Origin of the sequence: Endozoicomonas arenosclerae (assembly GCF_001562015.1) — a bacterium.
GTDB lineage: Bacteria > Pseudomonadota > Gammaproteobacteria > Pseudomonadales > Endozoicomonadaceae > Endozoicomonas_A > Endozoicomonas_A arenosclerae.
On sequence record NZ_LASA01000059.1, the window covers coordinates 120,426 to 144,108 of the forward strand.

Annotated in this window: 14 protein-coding genes, 3 tRNA genes and 4 rRNA genes; 11 read left to right on the forward strand and 10 right to left on the reverse strand. The window is 48.1% G+C overall.

What is annotated here, in order from left to right:
• The first annotated feature begins 65 nt into the window (after positions 1–65).
• From dacB to rrf (WG89_RS07230), 7 genes are all read left to right on the forward strand, one after another.
• Positions 66–1,472: a D-alanyl-D-alanine carboxypeptidase/D-alanyl-D-alanine endopeptidase gene (gene dacB / locus WG89_RS07200; RefSeq protein WP_062263463.1), complete on the forward strand. Its 1,407-nt coding sequence runs from the start codon at positions 66–68 to the stop codon at positions 1,470–1,472.
• 1,053 nt (positions 1,473–2,525) lie between these two features.
• A 16S ribosomal RNA gene (locus WG89_RS07205) occupies positions 2,526–4,066 on the forward strand.
• Positions 4,067–4,213: 147 nt separating this feature from the next.
• Positions 4,214–4,290: transfer RNA gene (locus WG89_RS07210), tRNA-Ile, on the forward strand.
• 29 nt (positions 4,291–4,319) lie between these two features.
• Positions 4,320–4,395: transfer RNA gene (locus tag WG89_RS07215), tRNA-Ala, on the forward strand.
• A 345-nt stretch (positions 4,396–4,740) separates the two neighbouring features.
• Positions 4,741–7,631: ribosomal RNA gene (locus tag WG89_RS07220) — 23S ribosomal RNA — on the forward strand.
• Between the two features lie 122 nt (positions 7,632–7,753).
• A 5S ribosomal RNA gene (gene rrf / locus WG89_RS07225) occupies positions 7,754–7,869 on the forward strand.
• A gap of 81 nt (positions 7,870–7,950) precedes the next feature.
• Positions 7,951–8,066 (forward strand): 5S ribosomal RNA (rrf, locus tag WG89_RS07230).
• Together the 16S, 23S and 5S rRNA genes with 2 tRNA genes alongside form the textbook arrangement of a ribosomal RNA operon.
• 868 nt (positions 8,067–8,934) lie before the next feature.
• Here the strand turns inward: rrf (WG89_RS07230) and WG89_RS07235 are convergent.
• On the reverse strand, positions 8,935–10,734 hold the full coding sequence (locus tag WG89_RS07235; protein WP_062263466.1) for a hypothetical protein: 1,800 nt from the start codon (positions 10,732–10,734) through the stop codon (positions 8,935–8,937).
• A 176-nt stretch (positions 10,735–10,910) separates the two neighbouring features.
• Between WG89_RS07235 and WG89_RS07240 the strand changes: the two genes are divergently transcribed.
• On the forward strand, positions 10,911–11,498 hold the full coding sequence (locus tag WG89_RS07240) for an acetate uptake transporter (RefSeq protein ID WP_062263469.1): 588 nt from the start codon (positions 10,911–10,913) through the stop codon (positions 11,496–11,498).
• Positions 11,499–11,656: 158 nt separating this feature from the next.
• Positions 11,657–11,732, forward strand: a tRNA-His gene (locus tag WG89_RS07245).
• A 19-nt stretch (positions 11,733–11,751) separates the two neighbouring features.
• On the opposite strand, the gene WG89_RS07250 is transcribed toward WG89_RS07245, so the two are convergent.
• Positions 11,752–13,356, reverse strand: a complete 1,605-nt coding sequence (locus tag WG89_RS07250) for an FGGY-family carbohydrate kinase (RefSeq protein ID WP_062263472.1) — start codon at positions 13,354–13,356, stop codon at positions 11,752–11,754.
• A gap of 113 nt (positions 13,357–13,469) precedes the next feature.
• Between WG89_RS07250 and WG89_RS07255 the strand changes: the two genes are divergently transcribed.
• Positions 13,470–14,177, forward strand: a complete 708-nt coding sequence (locus WG89_RS07255; RefSeq protein ID WP_062263476.1) for a glycerophosphoryl diester phosphodiesterase — start codon at positions 13,470–13,472, stop codon at positions 14,175–14,177.
• Between the two features lie 34 nt (positions 14,178–14,211).
• Here the strand turns inward: WG89_RS07255 and yjgA are convergent, their stop codons facing one another.
• On the reverse strand, positions 14,212–14,739 hold the full coding sequence (gene yjgA, locus WG89_RS07260) for a ribosome biogenesis factor YjgA (RefSeq protein WP_062263479.1): 528 nt from the start codon (positions 14,737–14,739) through the stop codon (positions 14,212–14,214).
• A 161-nt stretch (positions 14,740–14,900) separates the two neighbouring features.
• Between yjgA and pmbA the strand changes: the two genes are divergently transcribed.
• Positions 14,901–16,256, forward strand: coding sequence for a metalloprotease PmbA (gene pmbA / locus WG89_RS07265; RefSeq protein ID WP_062263482.1), 1,356 nt, complete (start codon positions 14,901–14,903; stop codon positions 16,254–16,256).
• Here pmbA and WG89_RS07270 read toward each other — a convergent pair.
• From WG89_RS07270 to WG89_RS07300, 7 genes are all read right to left on the reverse strand, one after another.
• Positions 16,228–17,667, reverse strand: a complete 1,440-nt coding sequence (locus WG89_RS07270) for a hypothetical protein (protein ID WP_172806735.1) — start codon at positions 17,665–17,667, stop codon at positions 16,228–16,230. The two genes, pmbA and WG89_RS07270, sit on opposite strands and share 29 nt — an antisense overlap.
• Positions 17,668–18,094: 427 nt before the next feature.
• Positions 18,095–19,453 carry a magnesium transporter gene (gene mgtE / locus WG89_RS07275; RefSeq protein WP_062263754.1) on the reverse strand — a complete coding sequence of 453 codons (1,359 nt, stop codon included), beginning with the start codon at positions 19,451–19,453 and terminating at the stop codon, positions 18,095–18,097.
• Positions 19,454–19,669: 216 nt separating this feature from the next.
• Positions 19,670–19,939, reverse strand: a complete 270-nt coding sequence (locus tag WG89_RS07280; protein ID WP_062263488.1) for an HPr family phosphocarrier protein — start codon at positions 19,937–19,939, stop codon at positions 19,670–19,672.
• A complete protein-coding gene (gene rapZ, locus WG89_RS07285; protein ID WP_062263491.1) occupies positions 19,939–20,796 on the reverse strand; it encodes an RNase adapter RapZ in 858 nt (285 codons plus the stop codon). Before rapZ ends, WG89_RS07280 begins: the two co-directional genes overlap by 1 nt.
• 373 nt (positions 20,797–21,169) lie before the next feature.
• Positions 21,170–21,622, reverse strand: a complete 453-nt coding sequence (locus tag WG89_RS07290) for a PTS sugar transporter subunit IIA (RefSeq protein WP_062263495.1) — start codon at positions 21,620–21,622, stop codon at positions 21,170–21,172.
• Between the two features lie 14 nt (positions 21,623–21,636).
• The gene (gene hpf, locus WG89_RS07295) at positions 21,637–21,948 is read right to left on the reverse strand and encodes a ribosome hibernation-promoting factor, HPF/YfiA family (RefSeq protein ID WP_034832666.1); all 312 of its coding nucleotides are present in this window, start codon (positions 21,946–21,948) and stop codon (positions 21,637–21,639) included.
• 170 nt (positions 21,949–22,118) lie between these two features.
• Positions 22,119–23,573 (reverse strand): RNA polymerase factor sigma-54, encoded by a 1,455-nt coding sequence (locus tag WG89_RS07300; protein ID WP_062263498.1) that lies wholly within the window; start codon positions 23,571–23,573, stop codon positions 22,119–22,121.
• Positions 23,574–23,683 lie beyond the last annotated feature (110 nt).

A 23,683-nucleotide genomic window follows, 5' to 3' on the forward strand; every position in this document is an offset into this window, starting at 1 on the left:
TTTAGGTTTTTGATAATGCATCCATTCAAAGACCCATCGCGGATTACCAGGGAATTGAGGTCATCATGGTGAGATTTCTGTCATATCTGCTATCAGCTTTAATTATTTTTTCCTGTCACAGTGTTCAGGCTTCACCACCACTGGTTAAGGAATTACAGAAACTCGTGGGCAGCTTGCCACCCGGCAGCGTTTATTCTATTCAGGTTAGGGATCCAGCCAGTGGCGAAGTGGTTTTTGAGCAGGGTGCGTCTCTTAATCTGGTCCCTGCCAGTGTCTTGAAAGTGATAACAGCCACTCTGGCTTATGAGACTCTGGGGGAAGAGTTCCAGTACAGTACTCGAATTGTTTCTCAAGACAGACCTATCCGAAAAGGCATTGTAAAAGGCCCTGTTTCCCTGACCTTCAGTGGTGACCCTTCTTTGAAAAGAAAGCATCTGGATGGAATGGTCGAGCAGATGAAAAAGAAGGGCATCAAATCTATTCATGGTGATCTCTGGCTCGATGGAGAAGTCTTTTCCGGCTATGACCGTGCTGGTGGTGTGAGCTGGGACGATCTTAATATCTGTTTTGCGGCCCCGGCTGCCGCTATGATTCTGGATCGCAACTGTTTTTATGGTTGGTTGAAGCCTGGTAAAAAAGAAGGCTCTCGTACCACTATCAAGTACGACGAATCCGACTGGTTTCTGGCTGTGGATAATCAGGTGCGTTCAAGCTCAGACAAGGACTGCCATCTTGAAATTCGCCCATCTAACGACCATGAATATCGTATTCAGGGCTGCATAAGCCCGAGGGCAAGGCCCATTCGTCTGGCTTTTTCGGTGAATGATGTGGAGAGAGCAGTCAAGCGTTATATGAAAAACCAGCTCCGCAAAAATGGCATCCAATTAAAAGGAAGAGTCATTATTGGTCGTCCCGAGCTGGAAATGTCTCAGATTCTGGCAGAACACCGCTCAGAGTTTTTGCCTCAGCTATTGAAGCCGGTTTTAAATGACTCAGACAATTTATATTCAGACAGCATTCTCAAAACAGTAGGGTATGAAACGTCTGGCAAGCCAGGTTCTTACGCCACGGGTATAGAAACAGCCCGAGAGCTTCTGGGAGGGAAAGGTGTAGGCTTTGGTTCCAGCCGGCTGGTGGATGGCTCAGGCCTTTCCCGTTACAACTTCATCAGTGCTTCAACACTGGTGGATGTTCTGATGTTTGGTTGGTCACGTTGGGGTGAGGCCAGTCCCTGGCTGGGGAATCGAGATCGAAAAGAGAAATGGCTCAAAACCGGTTATATGAGTGGCGTCAGTAGTATGGCGGGGTATGTATTTCAATCAAATGGCCGACCGCTGGTGTTTGCAGTGATTTTAAATGGGCTGATGCCCCCGTTGCCTGCCAGTCGGGAGGAGATGAAAGCTTTCCGCAAAGATATCAAATCCTTCCATCGCTCTTTTCTTAAGGCTCTCTCCAAAGGGGGAAAGGTTTGAGCTGACTTCTCTTGTATTAAGAATTTGTCTCGAAATAACTTCCTTATTTACATACGGAGTCCGTTCACCATGAAGCTTGTCGAAGGCTCGTGGTACTGGACTTCGTCTGCTCAGCCCAAACGGGTTTGAGAGGGTTTCAACAAGGAAGTTGTTTCATGACTATTCCTAAGTCAGAAATAGCTCATATTCTGAGCGTTATCCCGGGGTGGTCATTTTTACCCGAAGGCAGCTGATTTGACATGATTGGTTTGAAGTACCTGAAAAGGCTTCTATATTTTCCCTCGAACAAAATTATACTGACATCGGCTGGTAATAGACGCTTTCTGTTTTTCAAATGGGAAACTGTTTTTGAACTTCTATTGCAACAGCCTGTATCTCATATAACAAAGAATCGATTGCAGTCAGGGCGCTGGTGGTTCCTCCCTGAAAAAGCTACTTAATATATGTCTCCTTTCCAATTCTGAAGTTCATGAGTCATTAGTGAATGCACAGGGTCTTTGGGTAATAGGTATTTAACGTTGTTGCTATCTTCACGTCTGAACTTATAATGCGCCTCCACTGATCGGGGCATCGCTCTTAACGAGCCACGCAGCGAACCATTTCAAACATCGAAACAAACGGTGATTGACAATCGGATCGAAGCGCGTAGAATGCACCGCCGCTGAGACAGAAACGCAACGCTTACTGAGTTAAACGGATGCGGTCACAGCGAGTTGAAAAGCTTCATTCTTCACTACGAAAAATGATCGCTTGACAACGAGCGGCGCCACGGTAAGATGAGCGCCTCGCTGATCAGCGCCAACCGCTGAATCAGCCGATTAAAACCTTCCGGTTCTAATCGAAGTTCTTTAAAAACATATCAGACAATTCGTGTGGGCGCTTGTGCGAATGGCATCGGTCAACAAAAGCTTCGGCTTTTGAATGATTTAAAATGCTGATCAAGCAAGTGAACATACTCGTTAATTCAGCTCTCTCACAGAGAGTTAAATAAATGTGACGTTTAATTGTAAGATTGAGCAGCAGATTGCCCTCGGGCATGAAGCAAAACGATTTAAACTGAAGAGTTTGATCATGGCTCAGATTGAACGCTGGCGGCAGGCCTAACACATGCAAGTCGAGCGGTAACAGAACTAGCTTGCTAGTTGCTGACGAGCGGCGGACGGGTGCGTAACACGTAGGAATCTGCCCAATAGTGGGGGATAGCCCGGAGAAATCCGGATTAATACCGCATACGCCCTAAGGGGGAAGGCAGGGGATCTTCGGACCTTGCGCTATCGGATGAGCCTGCGTCGGATTAGCTTGTTGGTGGGGTAATGGCCTACCAAGGCGACGATCCGTAGCTGATCTGAGAGGATGATCAGCCACACTGGGACTGAGACACGGCCCAGACTCCTACGGGAGGCAGCAGTGGGGAATATTGCACAATGGGCGAAAGCCTGATGCAGCCATGCCGCGTGTGTGAAGAAGGCTCTAGGGTTGTAAAGCACTTTCAGCGAGGAGGAAAGGTTGTACGTTAATACCGTGCAGCTGTGACGTTACTCGCAGAAGAAGCACCGGCTAACTCCGTGCCAGCAGCCGCGGTAATACGGAGGGTGCAAGCGTTAATCGGAATTACTGGGCGTAAAGCGTGCGTAGGCGGCTGATTAAGTTGGGTGTGAAAGCCCCGGGCTCAACCTGGGAACTGCATCCAAAACTGATCAGCTAGAGTGCGGAAGAGGAGTGTGGAATTTCCTGTGTAGCGGTGAAATGCGTAGATATAGGAAGGAACACCAGTGGCGAAGGCGACACTCTGGTCTGACACTGACGCTGAGGTACGAAAGCGTGGGGAGCAAACAGGATTAGATACCCTGGTAGTCCACGCCGTAAACGATGTCTACTAGTCGTCGGGAATCTTGCATTCTTGGTGACGAAGCTAACGCGATAAGTAGACCGCCTGGGGAGTACGGCCGCAAGGTTAAAACTCAAATGAATTGACGGGGGCCCGCACAAGCGGTGGAGCATGTGGTTTAATTCGAAGCAACGCGAAGAACCTTACCTGGCCTTGACATCCTGCGAACTTTCTAGAGATAGATTGGTGCCTTCGGGAACGCAGTGACAGGTGCTGCATGGCTGTCGTCAGCTCGTGTCGKGAGATGTTGGGTTAAGTCCCGCAACGAGCGCAACCCTTATCCTCAGTTACCAGCACGTTATGGTGGGCACTCTGGGGAGACTGCCGGTGACAAACCGGAGGAAGGTGGGGACGACGTCAAGTCATCATGGCCCTTACGGCCAGGGCTACACACGTGCTACAATGGTGCATACAGACGGTTGCCAAGCCGCGAGGTGGAGCTAATCTGAGAAAGTGCATCGTAGTCCGGATTGGAGTCTGCAACTCGACTCCATGAAGTCGGAATCGCTAGTAATCGTGAATCAGAATGTCACGGTGAATACGTTCCCGGGCCTTGTACACACCGCCCGTCACACCATGGGAGTGGGTTGCTCCAGAAGTGGCTAGCTTAACCTTCGGGAGAGCGGTCACCACGGAGTGATTCATGACTGGGGTGAAGTCGTAACAAGGTAGCCCTAGGGGAACCTGGGGCTGGATCACCTCCTTAAACGAAGACTGACCTTCCATAAGCGTTCACACGAATTGTCTGATGAAATTGTTAAAGCATCTCTGCTCAATACGAGCGAGCATGTTCTTTAAAAGTGTGTTTAATGAATCGGTTTGAGTCTCTGACTTCGGTTGCAGACTAAGAATCGGGTCTGTAGCTCAGTTGGTTAGAGCGCACCCCTGATAAGGGTGAGGTCGGCAGTTCGAATCTGCCCAGACCCACCAATTCCTCCGGAATTGGCTGACTCAGATACGGGGCTATAGCTCAGCTGGGAGAGCGCCTGCTTTGCACGCAGGAGGTCAGCGGTTCGATCCCGCTTAGCTCCACCATTTCTTACTTAGAAATGGGGTAATCTGATCTGACTTATTCATTAAGCATATTTGCTTCTTTCTCCCGTACCTTAAGGTAAGAGCGGAGAATGCGATCTTTAACAATGTGGAATCCAAACTTAAATTAAGCTGAGTTGATTTAAGCAGTTGATTATTAATTTATTATTAATCGGTCGTTTAATGAGATTCTTGCTGAGACACTCTCAAGTATATGATCGAAAGATCATTGCTAATGTGTATGGCGATTCAGACTTCTTCGGAAGGACTGAATAAGATCGTTAAAGGTAGTTATATGATTCTGTAACTTCTTGGTTATCTAATTTATTAGATCGCTTTGGGTTATATGGTCAAGTGACTAAGCGTACACGGTGGATGCCTTGGCAGTCAGAGGCGATGAAGGACGTGGTAATCTGCGAAAAGTCTTGGGGAGCCGATAAACAGGCCCTGATCCAGGAATGTCCGAATGGGGAAACCCACTCACGTAAGTGAGTATCCTTTACCTGAATACATAGGGTTTAGGAGGCGAACCCGGGGAACTGAAACATCTAAGTACCCGGAGGAAAAGAAATCAACCGAGATTCCCCTAGTAGCGGCGAGCGAACGGGGACCAGCCCTTAAGCAATTTTTGGTTTAGCGGAACACTCTGGAAAGTGTGGCCATAGTGGGTGATAGCCCCGTACGCGAAAAGCCATTTATTGTGAAATCGAGTAGGTCGGCACACGTGAAATGTTGACTGAACATGGGGGGACCATCCTCCAAGGCTAAATACTCCTGACTGACCGATAGTGAACCAGTACCGTGAGGGAAAGGCGAAAAGAACCCCGTTGAGGGGAGTGAAATAGAACCTGAAACCGTGTACGTACAAGCAGTGGGAGCAGACTTGTTCTGTGACTGCGTACCTTTTGTATAATGGGTCAGCGACTTATTTTCTGTGGCAAGGTTAACCGAATAGGGAAGCCGTAGCGAAAGCGAGTCTTAATAGGGCGTCCAGTCGCAGTGAATAGACCCGAAACCGGGCGATCTATCCATGAGCAGGTTGAAGATCAGGTAACACTGATTGGAGGACCGAACCCACTGTCGTTGAAAAGCCAGGGGATGACTTGTGGATAGGAGTGAAAGGCTAATCAAGCCCGGAGATAGCTGGTTCTCCTCGAAAGCTATTTAGGTAGCGCCTCGTGTCTCACCATCGGGGGTAGAGCACTGTTTGGGCTAGGGGGCCATCCCGGCTTACCAACCCCATGCAAACTCCGAATACCGATGAGKGCAATCACGGGAGACACACGGCGGGTGCTAACGTCCGKCGTGGAAAGGGAAACAACCCAGACCGKCAGCTAAGGKCCCAAAGTAATAGTTAAGTGGGAAACGATGTGAGAAGGCCCAGACAGCCAGGAGGTTGGCTTAGAAGCAGCCACCCTTTAAAGAAAGCGTAATAGCTCACTGGTCGAGTCGGCTCGCGCGGAAGATGTAACGGGGCTCAAACTATTCACCGAAGCTACGGGTTCAATACTTTGTATTGAGCGGTAGAGGAGCGTTCTGTAAGCCGTTGAAGGTCAACCGGGAGGTGGGCTGGAGGTATCAGAAGTGCGAATGCTGACATGAGTAACGATAAAGGGAGTGAGATCCTCCCTCGCCGGAAGACCAAGGGTTCCTGCGCAACGCTAATCGGCGCAGGGTGAGTCGGCCCCTAAGGTGAGGTCGAAAGACGTAATCGATGGGAAACAGGTTAATATTCCTGTACCCCTTTTGACTGCGATGGAGTGACGGAGAAGGCTAGGTCAGCCCGGTGATGGTTATCCGGGTTTAAGGTCGTAGACAGTGGAATCAGGCAAATCCGGTTCCATAATGTCGAGAACTGATGACGAACTGACTACGGTCAGGAAGTGATTGATGCCAGGCTTCCAGGAAAAACTTCTAAGCTCTAGGTCAAAAGGGACCGTACCCGAAACCGACACAGGTGGTCAGGTAGAGAATACCAAGGCGCTTGAGAGAACTTGGGTGAAGGAACTAGGCAAAATGGCACCGTAACTTCGGGAGAAGGTGCGCCGCTGATGGTGATCGGACTTGCTCCGTAAGCTATCGGCGGGCGAAGATACCAGGKGGCTGCGACTGTTTATTAAAAACACAGCACTGTGCTAACACGKAAGTGGACGTATACGGTGTGACGCCTGCCCGGTGCCGGAAGGTTAATTGATGGGGTTAGCTTAGGCGAAGCTCTTGATCGAAGCCCCGGTAAACGGCGGCCGTAACTATAACGGTCCTAAGGTAGCGAAATTCCTTGTCGGGTAAGTTCCGACCTGCACGAATGGCGTAACGATGGCCACGCTGTCTCCACCCAAGACTCAGTGAAATTGAAATCGCTGTTAAGATGCAGTGTATCCGCGGCTAGACGGAAAGACCCCGTGAACCTTTACTACAGCTTCACAGTGGATCTTGATGTTGCTTGTGTAGGATAGGTGGGAGGCTTTGAAGTGTGAACGCCAGTTTGCATGGAGCCAACCTTGAAATACCACCCTGGCAATATTGAGGTTCTAACTCAGGTCCCTGATCGGGATCGAGGACATTGTGTGGTGGGTAGTTTGACTGGGGCGGTCTCCTCCCAAAGAGTAACGGAGGAGCACGAAGGTTGGCTAAGCACGGTCGGACATCGTGCGGTTAGTGTAATGGTACAAGCCAGCTTGACTGCGAGACGTACATGTCGAGCAGGKACGAAAGTAGGTCATAGTGATCCGGTGGTTCTGAATGGAAGGGCCATCGCTCAACGGATAAAAGGTACTCCGGGGATAACAGGCTGATACCGCCCAAGAGTTCACATCGACGGCGGTGTTTGGCMCCTCGATGTCGGCTCATCMCATCCTGGGGCTGAAGCCGGTCCCAAGGGTATGGCTGTTCGCCATTTAAAGKGGTACGCGAGCTGGGTTTAGAACGTCGKGAGACAGTTCGGTCCCTATCTGCCGTGGACGTTGGAAGTTTGAGGAGAGCTGCKCCTAGTACGAGAGGACCGGAGTGGACGAACCACKGGTGTTCGGGTTGTGTCGCCAGACGCATTGCCCGGTAGCTMCGTTCGGACGGGATAACCGCTGAAAGCATCTAAGCGGGAAGCCCCCTTCAAGATGAGACTTCCCTGGACCCTGAGGTCCCATAAGAGACGTTGAAGACTACGACGTTGATAGGCTGGGTGTGTAAGCGTTGTGAGGCGTTGAGCTAACCAGTACTAATGACTCGAGAGGCTTGACCATATAACGCCAAAGCGATTTAGCCATACACGGCGAGAGTGCGCAGCAAGAAGCAACTCAAACAGCTTAAGTTAAAAACGGATTCCAGAAGCTGAGATTAACATCTCAACTTCAAACCAGTTTTGCCTGGTGACCATAGAGTGTTGGAACCACCCGATCCCATCCCGAACTCGGAAGTGAAACGATACATCGCCGATGGTAGTGTGGGGTTTCCCCATGTGAGAGTAGGTCATCGCCAGGCACTAAATTTAAAGTGCTGGATTCATTCCAGCATTTTTGTTTCAAAGCATTGAACAGTAAGACTTTGAACAAGCAGAATTTGCCTGATAGCCACAGAGTGTTAGAACCACCCGATCCCATCCCGAACTCGGAAGTGAAATGACACATCGCCGATGGTAGTGTGGGGTTTCCCCATGTGAGAGTAGGTCACTGTCAGGCATCGTATAAACAAAAAGGCTCGCGAAGGAATTCGCGAGCCTTTTTGTTTATACGTTGTTTTGCAACGAGATAGTTATTATAAAGAACTCTTGTACCTCATCTGCGAACAATCATTTATCTCTGAGTTTGGGTCCGAACTCGGAAGTGACAAATTTGACTGGATCAAATTTGGACGCACTTTATGCACAGGGATGTGAGGTATGTCGATGTTGCAGGAGCGTTCATCGACCAGTGCGCCCGTAGGGTGGACTACAGGATGTAGTTCATCTAATGATGCATCGGGCCTCGTTTACGAGGCCTTGTTGAAAAATATTCAGAGCTATTTTTATCTTTGTCACGACTACATCAACAGAGTTGGCCAGACCTCAGGTATCCAGTCGAATTCGGCTTAGTTATAGCTACAAACTGAAGTGAGCTCTGTTCCAAGTCACACCACGAGCGATCAGACAGCTCCTCATCATTCATAGCCCAACGATGTAGATACCGAAACCTTCAGTTGAGAATCTGAAAACCAGTTCGCTGCTAAATCCTACTGTCAGGTCCGCCCCTTGATAGGAAAATACCTGCTCGTTGTCACTTTTCTTGGTTTGGGTGTGTATTGTTTGGCAAGGCAGTTCTTCCATATGAACAGTAACAGTAGGAATGTTTTCCTCATTAATGCTTATTTGATAGATATTGGAATGCTTCAGACAGCTTACGAGGAATGTTCCCTGAAATTCTTCGTTCTCATGATTAATGCCTGTTCCTATATATTTATTGTGCTTGAAAAGTATGATTCGTTCCCTGTGAGAACCTTATGATGTTTTGGCCAGAGAAGTTTATCATCAACTTATAAACAGTTTGAGTGCAGATGGATCTGTAAGGGCTATCAGTCTGATGATAAAGCAGAATAATCAATCAGCAGTCTTGGGCGTGGTTCTGTGTTGGTATCAGGAGAGAATAGACCTGCTCTCACGATGCAGACACAGAAACCAAGAGTTCCAACTCTCCATAAAATCGGCATTCGATGGGCTTGCCCTCTGGAATATCTGTGAACACACATAGGAATAAGGATCATTTCTGTAATCAATCCAGTCCCGACAACAGCTGTCACTGGAATCCAGACAACTTTAGGGTCGAATGAAGCTGTGCTGTTTGACGAGTTTGGGGTGGGTGTAGGAGAGACTGTCACAAGAGCATTAGAGCCGGCATCAGAAGACTGAGTCGTTTCGGATGCAGTATTGGTTGGAAATTCACTTTCTAGTGAGCTGCTTGAGATCAAAGCAAAAGTTGAGCTTGATTCCGATGGTGTGAGTGATTGCAGGGGGCTGAAATAGGATTCAGAATGATATGGATATGTTGTGGAGGGTGATACTTCAGGAGTCAATGTAAACTGGCTTGAGGAAAACAAAACCGAACTGCTATCAGCAAAAGTAGTCAGTGCCGCAGAAGGTGGAAGGCTTCTCATGGAACTCAGGTGAGCAACTGTTGAGAGAACGTCTGGAATGCTGCTGGCTGGAAGTTCTGTTATTGCCTGTGTTGTAGAGTTGATGATAGGAGGGAGCTCATTATAATGCACAGTCAGATTAACCAGGTTGGTCGTATCAACATAGATGGGTAGTTGACCCCAGTTGTTTTGATAAAGATAAATATCGCCTGTTACTTTTTCTAAATCAGACGATGAGGAGTGCTCAATACTTAAACTGCGGAACATAGAGGGATCGCCAGAAACAGTGTTGTTTCTCAATAGTCCCTGAACAGTTTGATTCATGGCGGGGAATTTCAAGTCAAAGCCTGCTATCCATCCCTGTTGAGATATGGCAGTTTGAGATTCATCCAGCAGTAGTTGGTTGTTTTGTATTGTGAATCTGGGAATTTTGGATGTAGCCAAAGCCCCTGCAGGATAGCCATGGGTAAACGTATTGTTCATGACGGTAAGATCCGTTGAGCAATCTGCACTGTCTACTTCACCAGCCATACAACCAGCAATAATCCCAGCTTTTGAAATCTGACTCATTTCCATGGTGCTGTCAGAGAGAGTAATGACACCCCTGGAGTCAGGAAGCGAGACAAAACCTGCAATCGAGTGATGACCTTCCATTCCTGCTGATCTGAAGTTCAGTTTGTGGAGGATGAGGTTATTAACAGGATTAGGAATGTCGTTAGTAATGATGCTCGTTAACCGAGGGGCTAGTCCGTCTTCATAGACAGGGTCAAAGTCGATCTGACTGAATATACTGGTACCACTGGCTGTAGTAAGTTTGAAATTAAACCAGGTATAAAGAGTTTCAAACCCGAAATTCGATGAGAATCTAATGCTCGGTTGCTTTCCATTGTCGTCTGGAACGCCTCTCAAAGCGATGTTCTCTGTAAGAGTGATGTTTCTGGCTAACGAATATCGTTGAGGTTTTAGAAAGAAGGCTGTTTGACCATCGGTATGTGAAAGCAGGGGTTCAAGGGTGTCTGGGTCCGAAACCAGCATGAACTTTTTGTACTGTCTACCGGCATTGAGTTCGTTGACAAACTGAGCACAGGAATTGGCAACTTTAGGGTCTGAAAAGTCTGAACACCTGCTAACAGCCTGACTCAATACAGTAGGCGTTGGTACAATAACCTTCTGTGGGTAGGCGTGTAAGGGTAAAAGCAGAGAGGCAAAGAGGAAGGTCAGGTGTTTTGATGCCACTTTCATGAAACTGAATCTGCATATATAAAAATTAAAATATAGATTATAAACTCAAGCCTGCAGTGCGCAGCCGGTGACAGGCATCATCGATTGAAGTCTTTATTCAAAATTTATCCAAGCTATGTGGATCTAGCGACTAGTGTGTATTGAGTCTGTCGGTAACAAACTCAAAGAGCAAAAAGATGAATACACAAGCTGATACGCAGAGTGCTCAACCTGTCTATGCCAATCCAGCGCCGCTCGGATTGATGGGCTTTGGCATGACAACTGTTCTGCTGAACATTCACAATGCCGGTTTTTATCCTCTGGCAGCGATGATTCTTGCCATGGGTTTGGCTTATGGTGGCGCAGCCCAGGTGATAGCCGGTATTCTCGAGTTCAAGAAGGGGAATACGTTTGGTCTGACGGCCTTCACTTCCTATGGGTTGTTCTGGATCAGCCTGGTACTGTTAATCGTATTTCCTGAGCAGGGTATCGGAGAGCCGACTCCGGTGGGTTATATGGGTTGGTATTTACTGCTTTGGGGTATTTTTACTGCGTTGATGTTTTTTGGCACGCTCAAAACAAACAGGGTGCTGCAGTTTGTTTTCCTGTCACTGGCCATTCTTTTCTTTTTACTGGCTGCCCGGGATTTTACAGGTTCAACGGCAATAGGGCATTTTGCCGGCTGGGAAGGTATTGTGTGTGGTGCCAGTGCCATCTACCTGGCAATGGCTGAAGTCATCAATGAGCAGTTGGGCAGAACCGTTCTGCCCATCGGTGAAGTTTAAGGCATTGGAAGATAGCCTGATCGGTATGGTGGCTGCAGGAGGGTAAAAAGGCTGCGGTTTTTACCTGAACTGCTATTTTTTGCTTGCAAGGAAGCCGGCTTTCCTTATAATCAGCCGCGTCTTCAGGGATGACATCTCTTCCCCGAAACAACGAAGTGGTGGGCGTAGCTCAGTTGGTAGAGCCCCGGATTGTGATTCCGGTGGTCGTGGGTTCGAACCCCATCGTCCACCCCACTTTTAAAAAAGCCTGACTTTATGTCAGGCTTTTTTGTATCTGAATGTCCTGATTCATAATTCTCCTGTACTTCTCCTGATCTTCATATAGCTCAAGAAAAACCCGGTATTTTTTGTCGTAGTAATCCTTCAGAGAAGCATCGGGCGTCACTATTCCTTTCTGACGACTCATGGCTTCCATCGCTTTTTCCATCGACGGATGAATACCGCAGGCAACAGATGCTGCTAGTGCGCCTGATAGTAGCATGGCGTCTGGTTCTTCGGGCATATTGGCCGGGATGCCTATTGCGTTGACGTGCTCGTGAACAAACAGTGGATTTTTGGCTAATCCACCACAGGGTCTTAGTTCGGTGAAGCAGTACCCCTGTTCACGAAGTAATTCGATATTATGTCTTGCTCCAAGAGCAATAGCCTGGATGCAGGCCAGATATGAGAGCGCCATACTCTCAATGCTCTGATCTAGCCTTAGTCCAGCGATCATGCCTTTCAGACTCATATCCAATCTGGGGCAGCGGTTACCTACAAAATAAGGTAAAAGATGTATGTCGTGTGTTAGCTGCGACAGTTTTTTGGAGCCTTCAGTCATGGCTTTCAGAGTGTCATTGAGAAATTCGTAAATCGTAGAGTTATTTCCCTCTGCCTCTTTCTGGGCAATGCTGAAAGCAGGATGGCCGGTAATAAGGTGATCAATTAATGCACCGGCTGCCGATTGCCCGACAATGTTATGGTAATAGCCTTCCAGGACGGAAGGGATAGGTCCCCAGGTCCCCATGATGGTTTGAGCCGTCGGGCTACTGGCAATATAAATAGTTGAGGTGCCCACTATCATACTGAGTCTGTTTTCCAGACGGTTCTGGGTTTCTTTTGAGTTTACTGGGCCCAGTACTGCAAGGCTGCCACCCAATCCATCAACGATACCTGTTGCTACAGGTGTTCCTGCTGTCAGCCCTAGCGCATTGGCGGAGGATACTGTCAGGCCTCCTGGTATGGGGGCGCCTATGGATAACATCTCTCCCTGTTTCAATCCCGGGTTATTGATCCCAAGGGTTTCGAGCACTTCAGTGGATTCACGGGTGACCATTGAGCACGGAGTTCTGGTGATTATGCCTGTCAGTTTCCAAGTCAAAAAATCGTAGAGGTCAAGAATAAGAGCGCATTTGGACCAATGTTCAGGGTGTATCTGCTTAAGCCACAGTATTTTGGAAAGACACATTTCAGGAATCTGTTTGCTGGGAGCAGCTTGATGAATACCTGGTTTTTTGAATCTTTCATTAATCAGTACTGACTGTTCTTGAGCGCGATGGTCCATCCAGCCCAGGATGTTAGCCTCAGGGTTTTCAGGAAGGTTGAGTGGCTTCAGATTCTGGTCGAGCAGAACCTGTGAGGCGGTGGCATCTATTCCAATTCCCTGAACAGTGACGGAAAAGGGGTATTGGGCAAGTAATTGTCCGACAGACGTAATCAGGCTGTTATAAATATCATCAGAAGATTGTTCCATTCGACCGGATGATTGCCAGAGTTTGAGAGGGCGGATGTCTTTAGCCAGTATCTTGCCATCAGGGCTGACCAGAGCGCTTCTTAAGCTGGCGGTACCCACATCAATACTAAGCAGGACATCTTGCATAGTGGCTCTCCCGGTAAGTTTTACTCATAAAACAAACGGTTCCCTGTCATAAAAATAAAAGGATAATAGTAGACGAGTGATACCGCTGGTTTAGAAGAGGAAAGGGTATGTTAATGGATTCAGCCATTGGGCATCGTGGTGTGGCTGCTCTGGCGCCTGAAAATACGTTGGCTGGCATTCAGAAGGCCGCTGATTTGGGGCTCAAGTGGATAGAGTTGGATGTCACGCTGCTGGGGGATGGTACTTCGGTCATGTTCCATGATCCCAGAATCAACCGCACCACTTCCGGGCGAGGGCATCTGAAGAACAACACGTTAGATCAATTATCCACGCTGGATGCAGGCAGTTGGTTCTCTTCAGACTTTGCGGGTGAAAAGGTGCCTACCCTGATTGAAGCACTGACGTTGATTAAAAAGTTGAACTTAAGTCTTAATCTTGAGCTCAAACCTAATCGCTGTGACCTGAAGCTTCTGGTTGAAGAAGTGGTTGCTGCGTTGGAAGCGGCAGAATTTTCTGATGAGCAGCTACTGGTTTCCAGTTTTAATCACAAAGCCCTGGTGTTGTTTCGGGCAAAATCTGGCAGTCGCATAGGTTGTCTGTTTGAGTCTCTTCCTCGTAATTGGAAGCATAAGGCCAGACAGGTCGATGCTAAAACCATTCATGTGAATGCCAGAAAGCTGAAAGAGAAAAAGGCTCTGGAAATCAAAGACGCGGGCTATGAACTCTATTGCTACACCGTTAATGACAAGGTTTTGGCTGACCAGTTAAAGGACTGGGGCGTTGATGGTGTCTTCACAGATAACCCCGGAGTGTTGGGCTGACAGAGTGCGCTGGGCACTCTGTAACACGATCAGATCAGTGTTCTGCGTCCACTTCTCTTAAGTATTTGAACAGCTTTCTGGAGGCGGCAGGTGTTTTGTCTTGCTTGGCTTCCTTTTGGGCATTTCTAACCAGTTGGCGAATATGCTGGTGATCCGCCTCCGGGTACTTCTCAAGATATTCTGTGAGAACATCGTGCCCTTCATTGATGAGGCGATCACGCCAGCGTTCCAGTTGGTGGAAGCGACGGTTGTATTCCTCACTGGTTGAATCAAGACTGTCGAAGTATTTCTGTATCGGTTCCAGATCCTGATCACGCATTAATTTACCAATAAAGCCTAAATGCCTTTTGCGGGCATTGTGGCTTTTGATGCGTTTGCTTTCATCCAGTGCTTCCCTGAGGCGTTCATTCAGGGGCAGTTTGTCCAGCATGGCTGGCTTCATATCCATCAAGCGTGAACCAATGGCTTTGAGCTCATCCATGTCACGCTTGAGTTCCGACTTACTGACATAAATGATTTCTTCAGCGTCGTCTTCAAATTCGTAGGGATCTTGATCTGACATGATTCGGGTCTATTCAAAGAGATGCTGCCATTTTACTCCAGTTAGGGGCAATCAGCCATGAGCGGTCAATACCTTCCATCATCTCTTATAAATGTTGATAGGATGCAGCCGGGCACGGCACAATAGAGCTTACACATATAAGACTGGAAGGCAGGAAATTCATGGGTGATAAAACCAATGCTGTACTGGATCCCCGCTCTGAAGAGGATCGCCTGAAGACGCTTGTTAGCGACATTCTGGATGAGGCTCGACGTCAGGGAGCTGATGCCTGTGAAGTCGGTGTCAGTTTGGATGCAGGTCTTTCCGTGGGTGTCCGGATGGGGGATGTGGAGACGGTAGAGTTTAACCGTGATCAGGGTTTTGGTATCACTGTTTATCAGGGAAAGAAGAAAGGTTCTGCCAGTACTTCGGACAGTACTCCCCAGGCTATTCGTGAAACCGTCAAAGCCGCCTGTGATATTGCCGGTTATGCGTCTGAAGATCCCTGCTCCGGTCTCGCTGAGGCTGAGCTGATGGCTAAAGATTTGCCTGAATTGGATCTTTATCATCCTTGGGGAGTAGACCCGGAAGCAGCGATTGAGCTGGCCCTGAAGTGTGAAGAGGCGGGTAGAACGTTCAGTAACAAGATCAAGAACTCTGACGGTGCCAATGTAGGTACACACCAGGGGTGTCGTGTATATGGAAACAGTCATGGTTTCATCGGCAGCTATATTTCCAGCCGTCACAGTCTCAGTTGTGTTCTGATTGGTGAGCAATCCGGTGAGATGCAGAGGGATTATTGGTACACCGTCGCTCGTTATGGGAATGATCTGGAGTCCGCTTCTGATGTGGGCCGAAAAGCTGCAGAAAGAACTATCGCCCGTCTTGGTGCAAGAAAAGTTCCAACGGGTCAGGTGCCCGTTCTGTTTGCTCCGGAAGTCGCATCAGGTCTTGTTTCTCATTTGCTGGGAGCTATTAGTGGCGGTAGTTTGTACCGACAGGCTTCTTTCCTGTTAGATCATCTGGGCAAACAGATCTTTCCGGAGTGGGTACGTATTCATGAACAGCCGCACCTGAAAAAAGCCCTGGGATCCGCCAGCTTTGATAATGATGGCTTGGCAACGCGTGCTAAAGATTTTATTTCCGGCGGTGTCCTTACGAATTATCTTCTGGGAACCTATTCCGCTCGTAAGCTGGGCATGGAAAGTACCGCCAATTCCGGTGGTGTAAATAATCTTTTCCTTGATAGCAATGCTGGTGGCAGGGAAGAGTTATTGAAACAGATGGGTACGGGTCTTCTGGTGACGGAGTTGATGGGGCAGGGCGTCAATACAGTAACCGGTGACTATTCCAGAGGGGCTGGTGGTTATTGGGTTGAAAACGGCGAGATTCAATACCCTGTTTCTGAGGTGACCATTGCCGGTAGTTTGAAAGACATGTTTATGAATATTGTTGCTGCAGGTAATGATTATGATCGCAGGGGAAATATTCAAACCGGTTCGGTACTGATTAGCGAAATGACTCTGGCTGGAGAATAAGGCTGAGGCATCGAGAGGCGTATGAGAATACGCCTCTCTTTCTGTGAAAAGCCGCCTCGAATCGATCTACTTTATTTGGGGTCCCTTTCGAATGGAATAGCATCCCATTCAGTGGGCCAGTTGACCAGTTGACCAGTTGATAGACAAAAGAAGTATTGGCCGGGTTTAAGTGCAACACAGAGTATCTTGAAGTATCCAGTGTTTGCAGAAGTGATGTTCTTGGAGCTGCCATCATCTCATTATTAAAAGCAGACGAAAGTTGCTTTTCACTCATCTGGATTGAGTTTTCTGTAACGAACTCATTGGCTTCTTCTGAAGTGCTGAGGGAGCCGCGTGCCTGATGCCAGCTTTTGTAATTGTGTTCTATGATTGCGTTTTCCAAGGCTCGTAATGCATTTTTTATTGCAATCAATTCTCTCATAGAGTTGATCTTTAGTGTTGAAAATAAATAGCTAACCAGCTCAGGATTTTTTGATGTAATAGCTGAATTGATCAGATCAGAAAAAAAACGCTGTGATAACAACTCCTGAAGCGTATCGGGGGAATTACCAAGAACCGGGTTGTAAAAAATAACGTTTATATTGTCTGGTAGCCTCAACCTGACCGCTGAATGCCAGAGTTTCAGATTGTTTTTTTCAAATAGACTTCCCCAGCATCTATGGTTGATTTTTAATAGATCCTTTTGTGGAAAGTGGTGCTGTTTTAACTGGGCTAACTGGAGTACATGGGAAAAGTAACCATGAACGAACTGTCCACCCAGGATGTCGTGGTCAAAAAAGCCACCACTGCTTGCGTAGCTGTCAGCTATTTCAGGATCGATAAAGCCCACAAATATAGGAAGAGGGTATCGATGCCAGTCCCTGAAGAAGGTGCGATGAATTGTATAGATCAGCTGTTCGGTGATATCGCTGAACACATAGAAGCTTTCTTCAGGGCTATCCAGTTTCAGTGAAATGGTGGTTTTCTTGCTTTCTGCCAGAGTTTCAATCGGGAGTCTCACAAACCTTGGGCTGGTAACATTTAAATCCTTCATCCAGTTTGTGAAGTAAGTGCTCACAAGTGATGATGGTCTTTTGTCTTCAGGAGTTAAAGCATAAACCGGATAAAAATAGGTCAGATTCTCGATATTGCTGCGACCCAACGAGATGAAGTGGGTGTGATCATAGAGTCGGGTAAGATTCATGCCCAGCTCGGCCAATAGGGGCAAGTATTCTCTGACATCTGAAATGGCTTTAACCCATTCTTTAAATTGATCCCTGCTATTTTCTTGCACAAGATCTTCGCAAACTTCAACATGTTTCTCAAAGCCCCTGGAAAAATAAGCGGCAGACATAGGGTCTGATCTTTTATTTCCATACATTAATGGCAGTGCTTTGGAAAAATAGAACAGTCGGTTTGCAGGGTTACGCAAGCTAATAAAATACTGGCCGTCTTCTATAGAATCTTCTCTTGAAGTTTGTGAGCCAGGTGTATCAGGACAGTCTCCATCATTGGCAATGCAGGATGATTGCAGAAATTCGCTTATAGTATGTTGCAGTTTTGAAAGTCTTTCCGAACTAAGTTCAACTGTTTTTTTGGTCTTTCTACCGTCTGCGTATAAATACTCAATAGTGAGGGGGTCTGAGAAGGAAAGGGATGACTGCAAGACTAGTGAAAGAGTCAGTAATAACGTCCTGTGATTTATCATTTATAGAGTGATCCAGACTTCTTAATAGGGTTTTAAAGCTGGTTATATGGAAAGCCCGAGAGAAAGTTCAAAATAATAATAAATATGTATTTATTTTAAGGGGCTAAAAACAGATTGGAGGAGGAATCAGAGGTTAATGGAGATAGGGGCGTTAGCTGTAAAAAAGGGTAGCCAAGCCTAAAAAGGATAGGAAGCCAATCACATCAGAAGCTGTAGTTAGTATTATGGTGCCAGCTAAGGCAGGATCAATTTTCAGCGACTTGAGAATAACGGGCAGGCTTGCGCCTACGACAACGGCCATGCTGAGGTTTATGACCATGGCGCAGGCAATGACCAGAGAAATGATAGGGTCTTGGAACCAAAGATAGGCAATCAGCGAGACCAGAGCCGCCCAAAGTATTCCGTTTAGAAAGCCCGCCATTAATTCACGACTGAGCAGCCAGCGGAGGTTGGTTCTACTGATCTGGCCCAGTGCCATACCTCGGATGACCAATGTCAGGGCTTGCCCCCCGGCATTACCGCCCATGCCCGCAACAATGGGCATCAGAACTGCCAGAGCAACCACTTTATCAATGGTGGCCTGAAACATGCCGATAACGGAGGCTGCGATAAAGGCTGTAATCAGATTAATGCCCAGCCAGACAGCGCGTCGGCGGGCTGTTTTCAAAGCGGGGGCGAAGGTGTCTTCGTCATCATCCAGACCCGCCATACTCATCATTGAATGTTCGGCTTCTTCCCGGATAACATCCACAACATCATCGATGGTGATACGGCCTAACAGTTGACCCTGCTCGGATACTACGGGGGCAGATACCAGATCCTGACGCTCAAACAGTTGGGCTACCTGACCGTCTTCCATATCTGCGCTGATGGGTTCGAGGTCCGTTTGCATCACTTCATAGACGGTTGCTGACGGATCTGTGGTCAAAAGGACCGATAAGGGCAGGGAGCCAATGTATTCATCCCTGCGATTGACAACAAAAAGGTTGTCTGTCATTTCAGGAATTTCCTGGTGACGCCTCAGGTAACGAAGGACGACATCCAGTGTACTGCTTGGGCGAATGGTGATGACATCGGTATTCATCAGGCCGCCAGCGGTGTCTTCCGGGTAGGAAAGAACCGCTTCAACCCGTTGTCGGTCCTGGCTGTCCATAGAGTCGAGGACTTTTCGGGTGATGGTGCCGGGCAGTTGTTGCAGAAGGTCGGCTATGTCATCAACATCCTGACCTTCTGTGATGGCTTTCAGTTCTGCAACGTTCATCCTGTCCAGAAAAAATTGTCGAACTTCGTCGCTTAATTCCTGAAGTACATCCCCTTCCATTTCACGATCAATCAGACGCCAGAGCAGGCTGCGAAGTTTGGGAGGGGAGGATTCCAGCAAGTGAGCTGCATCCGGAGCAGGCAGACCGTTCAGCATACGCCTGAGTTCAGGAGAAACACCGTGCTCCAGGGCTTCATTAAGCTCCTGAAATTCTTTGTCTCCGATACTCAGTTGTAGCTGTTGTACCATAAATACGTGCCCGGATCTCATCAGCAGAAAGTCTGAAAATGGACCTTCTGATTTGGGATTAATCAAGTCTGAATTTTGCCAGACTCCTGGCGCAGACTCAGTAAGTTTGCATGCACTTATTCATTACTTGTCTGCTCTGAATATAATGGAATGATGCAACCTGCCAGGGTTGTTTGAGATACCAGTATAAACAGAGATTTAAATAAGAGGAGGAGTCTATTCACCCTCTTCAAAAAAATCATTAATCAGATTGCAGAGCGCCGTACAGGCATCTTCTTCATCATGGCCTTCAAAGGTTAAGTCGAGGACAGAACCTTTTCCTGCTGCCAGCATCATGACCGCCATAATGCTTTTTCCATCCACTTCCCGGCCGTTAAAGCTGACTTTTACCTGACTGGCAAAAGCTGAGGTTGTGGAAACAAATTTGGATGCTGCACGTGCGTGAAGGCCAAGTTTATTAATAATGGTGATCTGCTTCTGGATCATTATTTGGAAAGCTCCCGGTGTCTGACCTGAACACAGTCAAAACGTTCTTTGAGCCAATCGCCCAGTTTTTCGCTGATAAATACAGAACGGTGCTGTCCGCCGGTACAACCGACGGCAATAGTTAGATAACTGCGCTGTCCGGATTCAAACCTTGGTAACCATTTTTCCACGAATGTGCTGAGATCTTCAAACATCTCATCCACCATGGGCTCTGCAGCCAGAAAGTCTTTTACAGGCTGATCCAGTCCGGTATAAGGTCTCAGTGCCTCGACCCAGAACGGATTTGGTAGGCAGCGGACATCAAAGACGTAGTCAGCATCCACGGGCATTCCGTGTTTGAAGCCAAAGGACTGGATCATCAGGGTCATGCTTTTGCTGGTGGAGCCACAGACACGCTGTCGAATCTGCTCCCTGATTTCATGAACGGACAGAGGTGAGGTGTCCAGCCTGATGTCAGCTTCTTCAGCCAGCGGAGCCAGGAGTTTCTTTTCCAGATTGATGGCTTCAGCCAGAGATACGTTGTCATTGCTCAGAGGGTGGCGACGACGGGTCGAACTGTATCGTTTCATCAGGCTGTCGCTGTCTGCGTCCAGAAAGATAACCTGACACTCAACGCCCTGTTTTTTCAGTTTGTCCAAAAGGGCTGGAAAGCGTTCCAGAGCTCCCGGTACATTTCGTACATCCAGGCTGACAGCCATGCGTGGAGGCTCACCCAGACTGCTCTTCAGGTTGGCAGGCAAGTCATTGAGCATGCTGGCAGGCAGGTTATCGACACAATAAAAGCCTTCATCTTCCAATGCGTGAAGGGCAGAGCTTTTGCCGGAACCTGAGCGTCCACTGATAATGATCAACTTCATGGTGTGTCCTTCCTGATTTTGTGACCGTTTAAACAGGTGGCCTGGTTGTTTTTCATAATCGTGGCTGAGCTGAATCTGGTTTTGTGCCGTGGGATCAGGATTTCAGGCTAGGTCGGCCTTAAGTCCTACGGGCTGATGAGACAGGTTTCTCACCCTGTTTTTGCGCAATAGGCGTTCGGGTGAGGCAAGTCTAACAAAACCTAATGAGATTAGAACCAGTCGCTTTCTTTTATTTCAAGCATAGTCCGGATATTTCTATCGCATGCAGTTTTGGCAATAAATAAGCAGGGAGATTTGGGCCGGAAAGGTGGGGGAAACATTTTGCCTGCTTCGTTGTCAGGCGAGCATGCAAAATGTTTTTATCTGAGTCCCGTTACACGGGACGGCAAATAATATTGTACAGCGCTTCAGGGGTTTCAGCCGCTCGCATCTGGCTGAGAAGCACTTCCGAGGTAAAACGCTCGGCCAGTGCCTGAAGGATGTTCAAATGCTCCTGGGTGTTCTCCTCCGGGACGATCAGGGCGAAGATCAGATCAACAGGTTGTTTGTCCACAGCATCAAAATCAACGGGGTCGGACAATTTGATTAAAAGTCCCGTCGGATGCTGGCAGGCGCTTGAGCGACAATGAGGCAGGGCTATACCCTTGCCTAACCCGGTCGTGCCCAGACGTTCTCTGTTAATCAGGCTATTAAATAGATCCTTGGTGTTTATGGCGGGAACATGTTCACTGATACGTTCCGCGATGATTTCCAGGATTTTCTTTTTGCTGGCCCCCTGCACACCACATAGGGTGCGCCCGGGGGTAAGAATGTTTTCGATAATCATACAACGATCGATGCTTACAGGCGGCCGCTGGCACCCTGTAGCCGGTCAAGCGTCTTCTCTTTGTGTTTAACCAATTGTCGGTCAAGTTTGTCCGACATGTCATCAATAGCAGCGTACATATCCTCAGCCTCAGCGGTTGCATTGATATCCGCCCCACGTATGTGCAGAGTCGCTTCCACTTTGTGATTCAATTTTTCGACGCTCAGGGTGACCTGAACGTTCGTAATTTGGTCAAAGTGAGCGGCAAGGCGGTCGAGTTTCTTGGTGACATAATCTTTCAGAGCTTCTGTCACCTCTACATGATGTCCACTGATGTTGACTTGCATGTAACGCTCTCCTGCTGATCCCGATTCTCGACATTGGACTGCCCCCGGGATTGTACGGGCAGCCCTGATTGAAAGTCTATCACTGTCATTGACAGTTGGCGCTGTTCTGAGACAAAAAATCTACTGGTCGATTTATGGTATAAAGGTTTATTGCCTGACCTGCAGATAAATCAGATAAGCTGCTTGCGCTCATTCGATGGAGGAATGTTCATCGATTCACGGTATTTAGCTATGGTTCGTCGAGCTACCTTGATGCCCTGATCCCCCAGTAATCCGGCAATTTTATTGTCGCTGAGTGGCTTTTTGGGACTTTCTTCTGATACCAGCTTTTTGATCAGAGCTCTGATGGCTGTGGATGAGCATTCTCCACCGGTGTCAGTACTGACATGACTTGAGAAGAAATACTTCAGTTCAAAAACGCCTCTGGGGGTATGCATGTATTTCTGGGTGGTGACCCGGGATATCGTAGATTCATGCATATCGACAGCCTGGGCGATGTCTGCCAGTACCAGTGGTTTCATAGCCTGCTCGCCCTGCTCCAGAAACTCTTTCTGAAACTCAACGATCTTGCCGGCCACCTTCAGCAGGGTTTCATTTCTGCTCTGCAGGTTTTTCAGGAACCATCGGGCTTCCTGCAGCTGGTTTTTCATAAAGACGTTGTCACGGCTGTTATTGGCCCGCTGTACCATAGAAGCGTAGCTGTTATTGATACGTAGCCTGGGCAGAGATTCAGAGTTCAGCTCAACGATCCAGCGATCCTTGATTTTAGTCACTGAAATATCCGGAGTGACATACTCTGTTTCGGTCTGGCCGATTTCTGCTCCGGGTTTGGGGTTGAGGCTCTGTACCAGATTCAGGGCTTCCCTGAGCTGATGTTCCTTGAGACGGGTGCGACGCATAATCTGGGCGTAATCGCGACTTCCCAGGGCCTGAAGGTGACTCTGGATCAGTATGCGGGCTTCTCTCAGGAAGTGGGTTTCCTTGGGAAGTTGGTCCAGTTGTACTTCGAGGCACTCTTTCAGATTAGAGCTGGCACAACCTACCGGATCAAAATGCAGAATCCGTCGTTGCATGACCTGAAGTTCTTCAAAATCCAGCTCTTCCAGCTGTTGCTGCAGTGACTGAAAAATTTCTTGCAGGGGGTGGGTCAGATAGCCATCGTTGTTAGTGGCTTCAATGACTGCCAGTCCCAGCAACCTGTCCCTGTCTGTCATTGGGGTCAGGTTTAGCTGCCATTCCAGGTAATCCTGAAGGGACTCGGAAGCTCGAGATCGGGCAAAAGGGTCGTGTTCTTCGTCTGTCGATGCTGGAAGGCTGGAATAAACTTCATCCCAGCCGGAATCCATAGGCAGGTCGTTGGGGATGCTTTCGGCCCATTCAGGCTCTTCCGGTTCCGGACTCTGCTCGGCTTTTTCGTTGAAGTCCACGGGCTGCTCGCCCTCATCTGGGGTAGAAGCGGGTTCTTCAACGGACTCTTCGGACTCCAGCATCGGATTGGATTCAAGAGCTTCCTGGATTTCCTGCTGCAGATCCAGAGTGGAAAGTTGTAGAAGCCGAATGGCCTGTTGCAGCTGAGGAGTCATGGTCAGCTGCTGGCCCATTTTTAGCTGTAAGGATGGCTTCATAGGGCAACCGTATACCTTTACTTCGATGTCTGCACTGAGGGTGCCAGGATTAGTGGCGTGAGCCCTCGGCAGTTATTTCTCAGTGCCTGCTCATTATTATGATTGGGCTA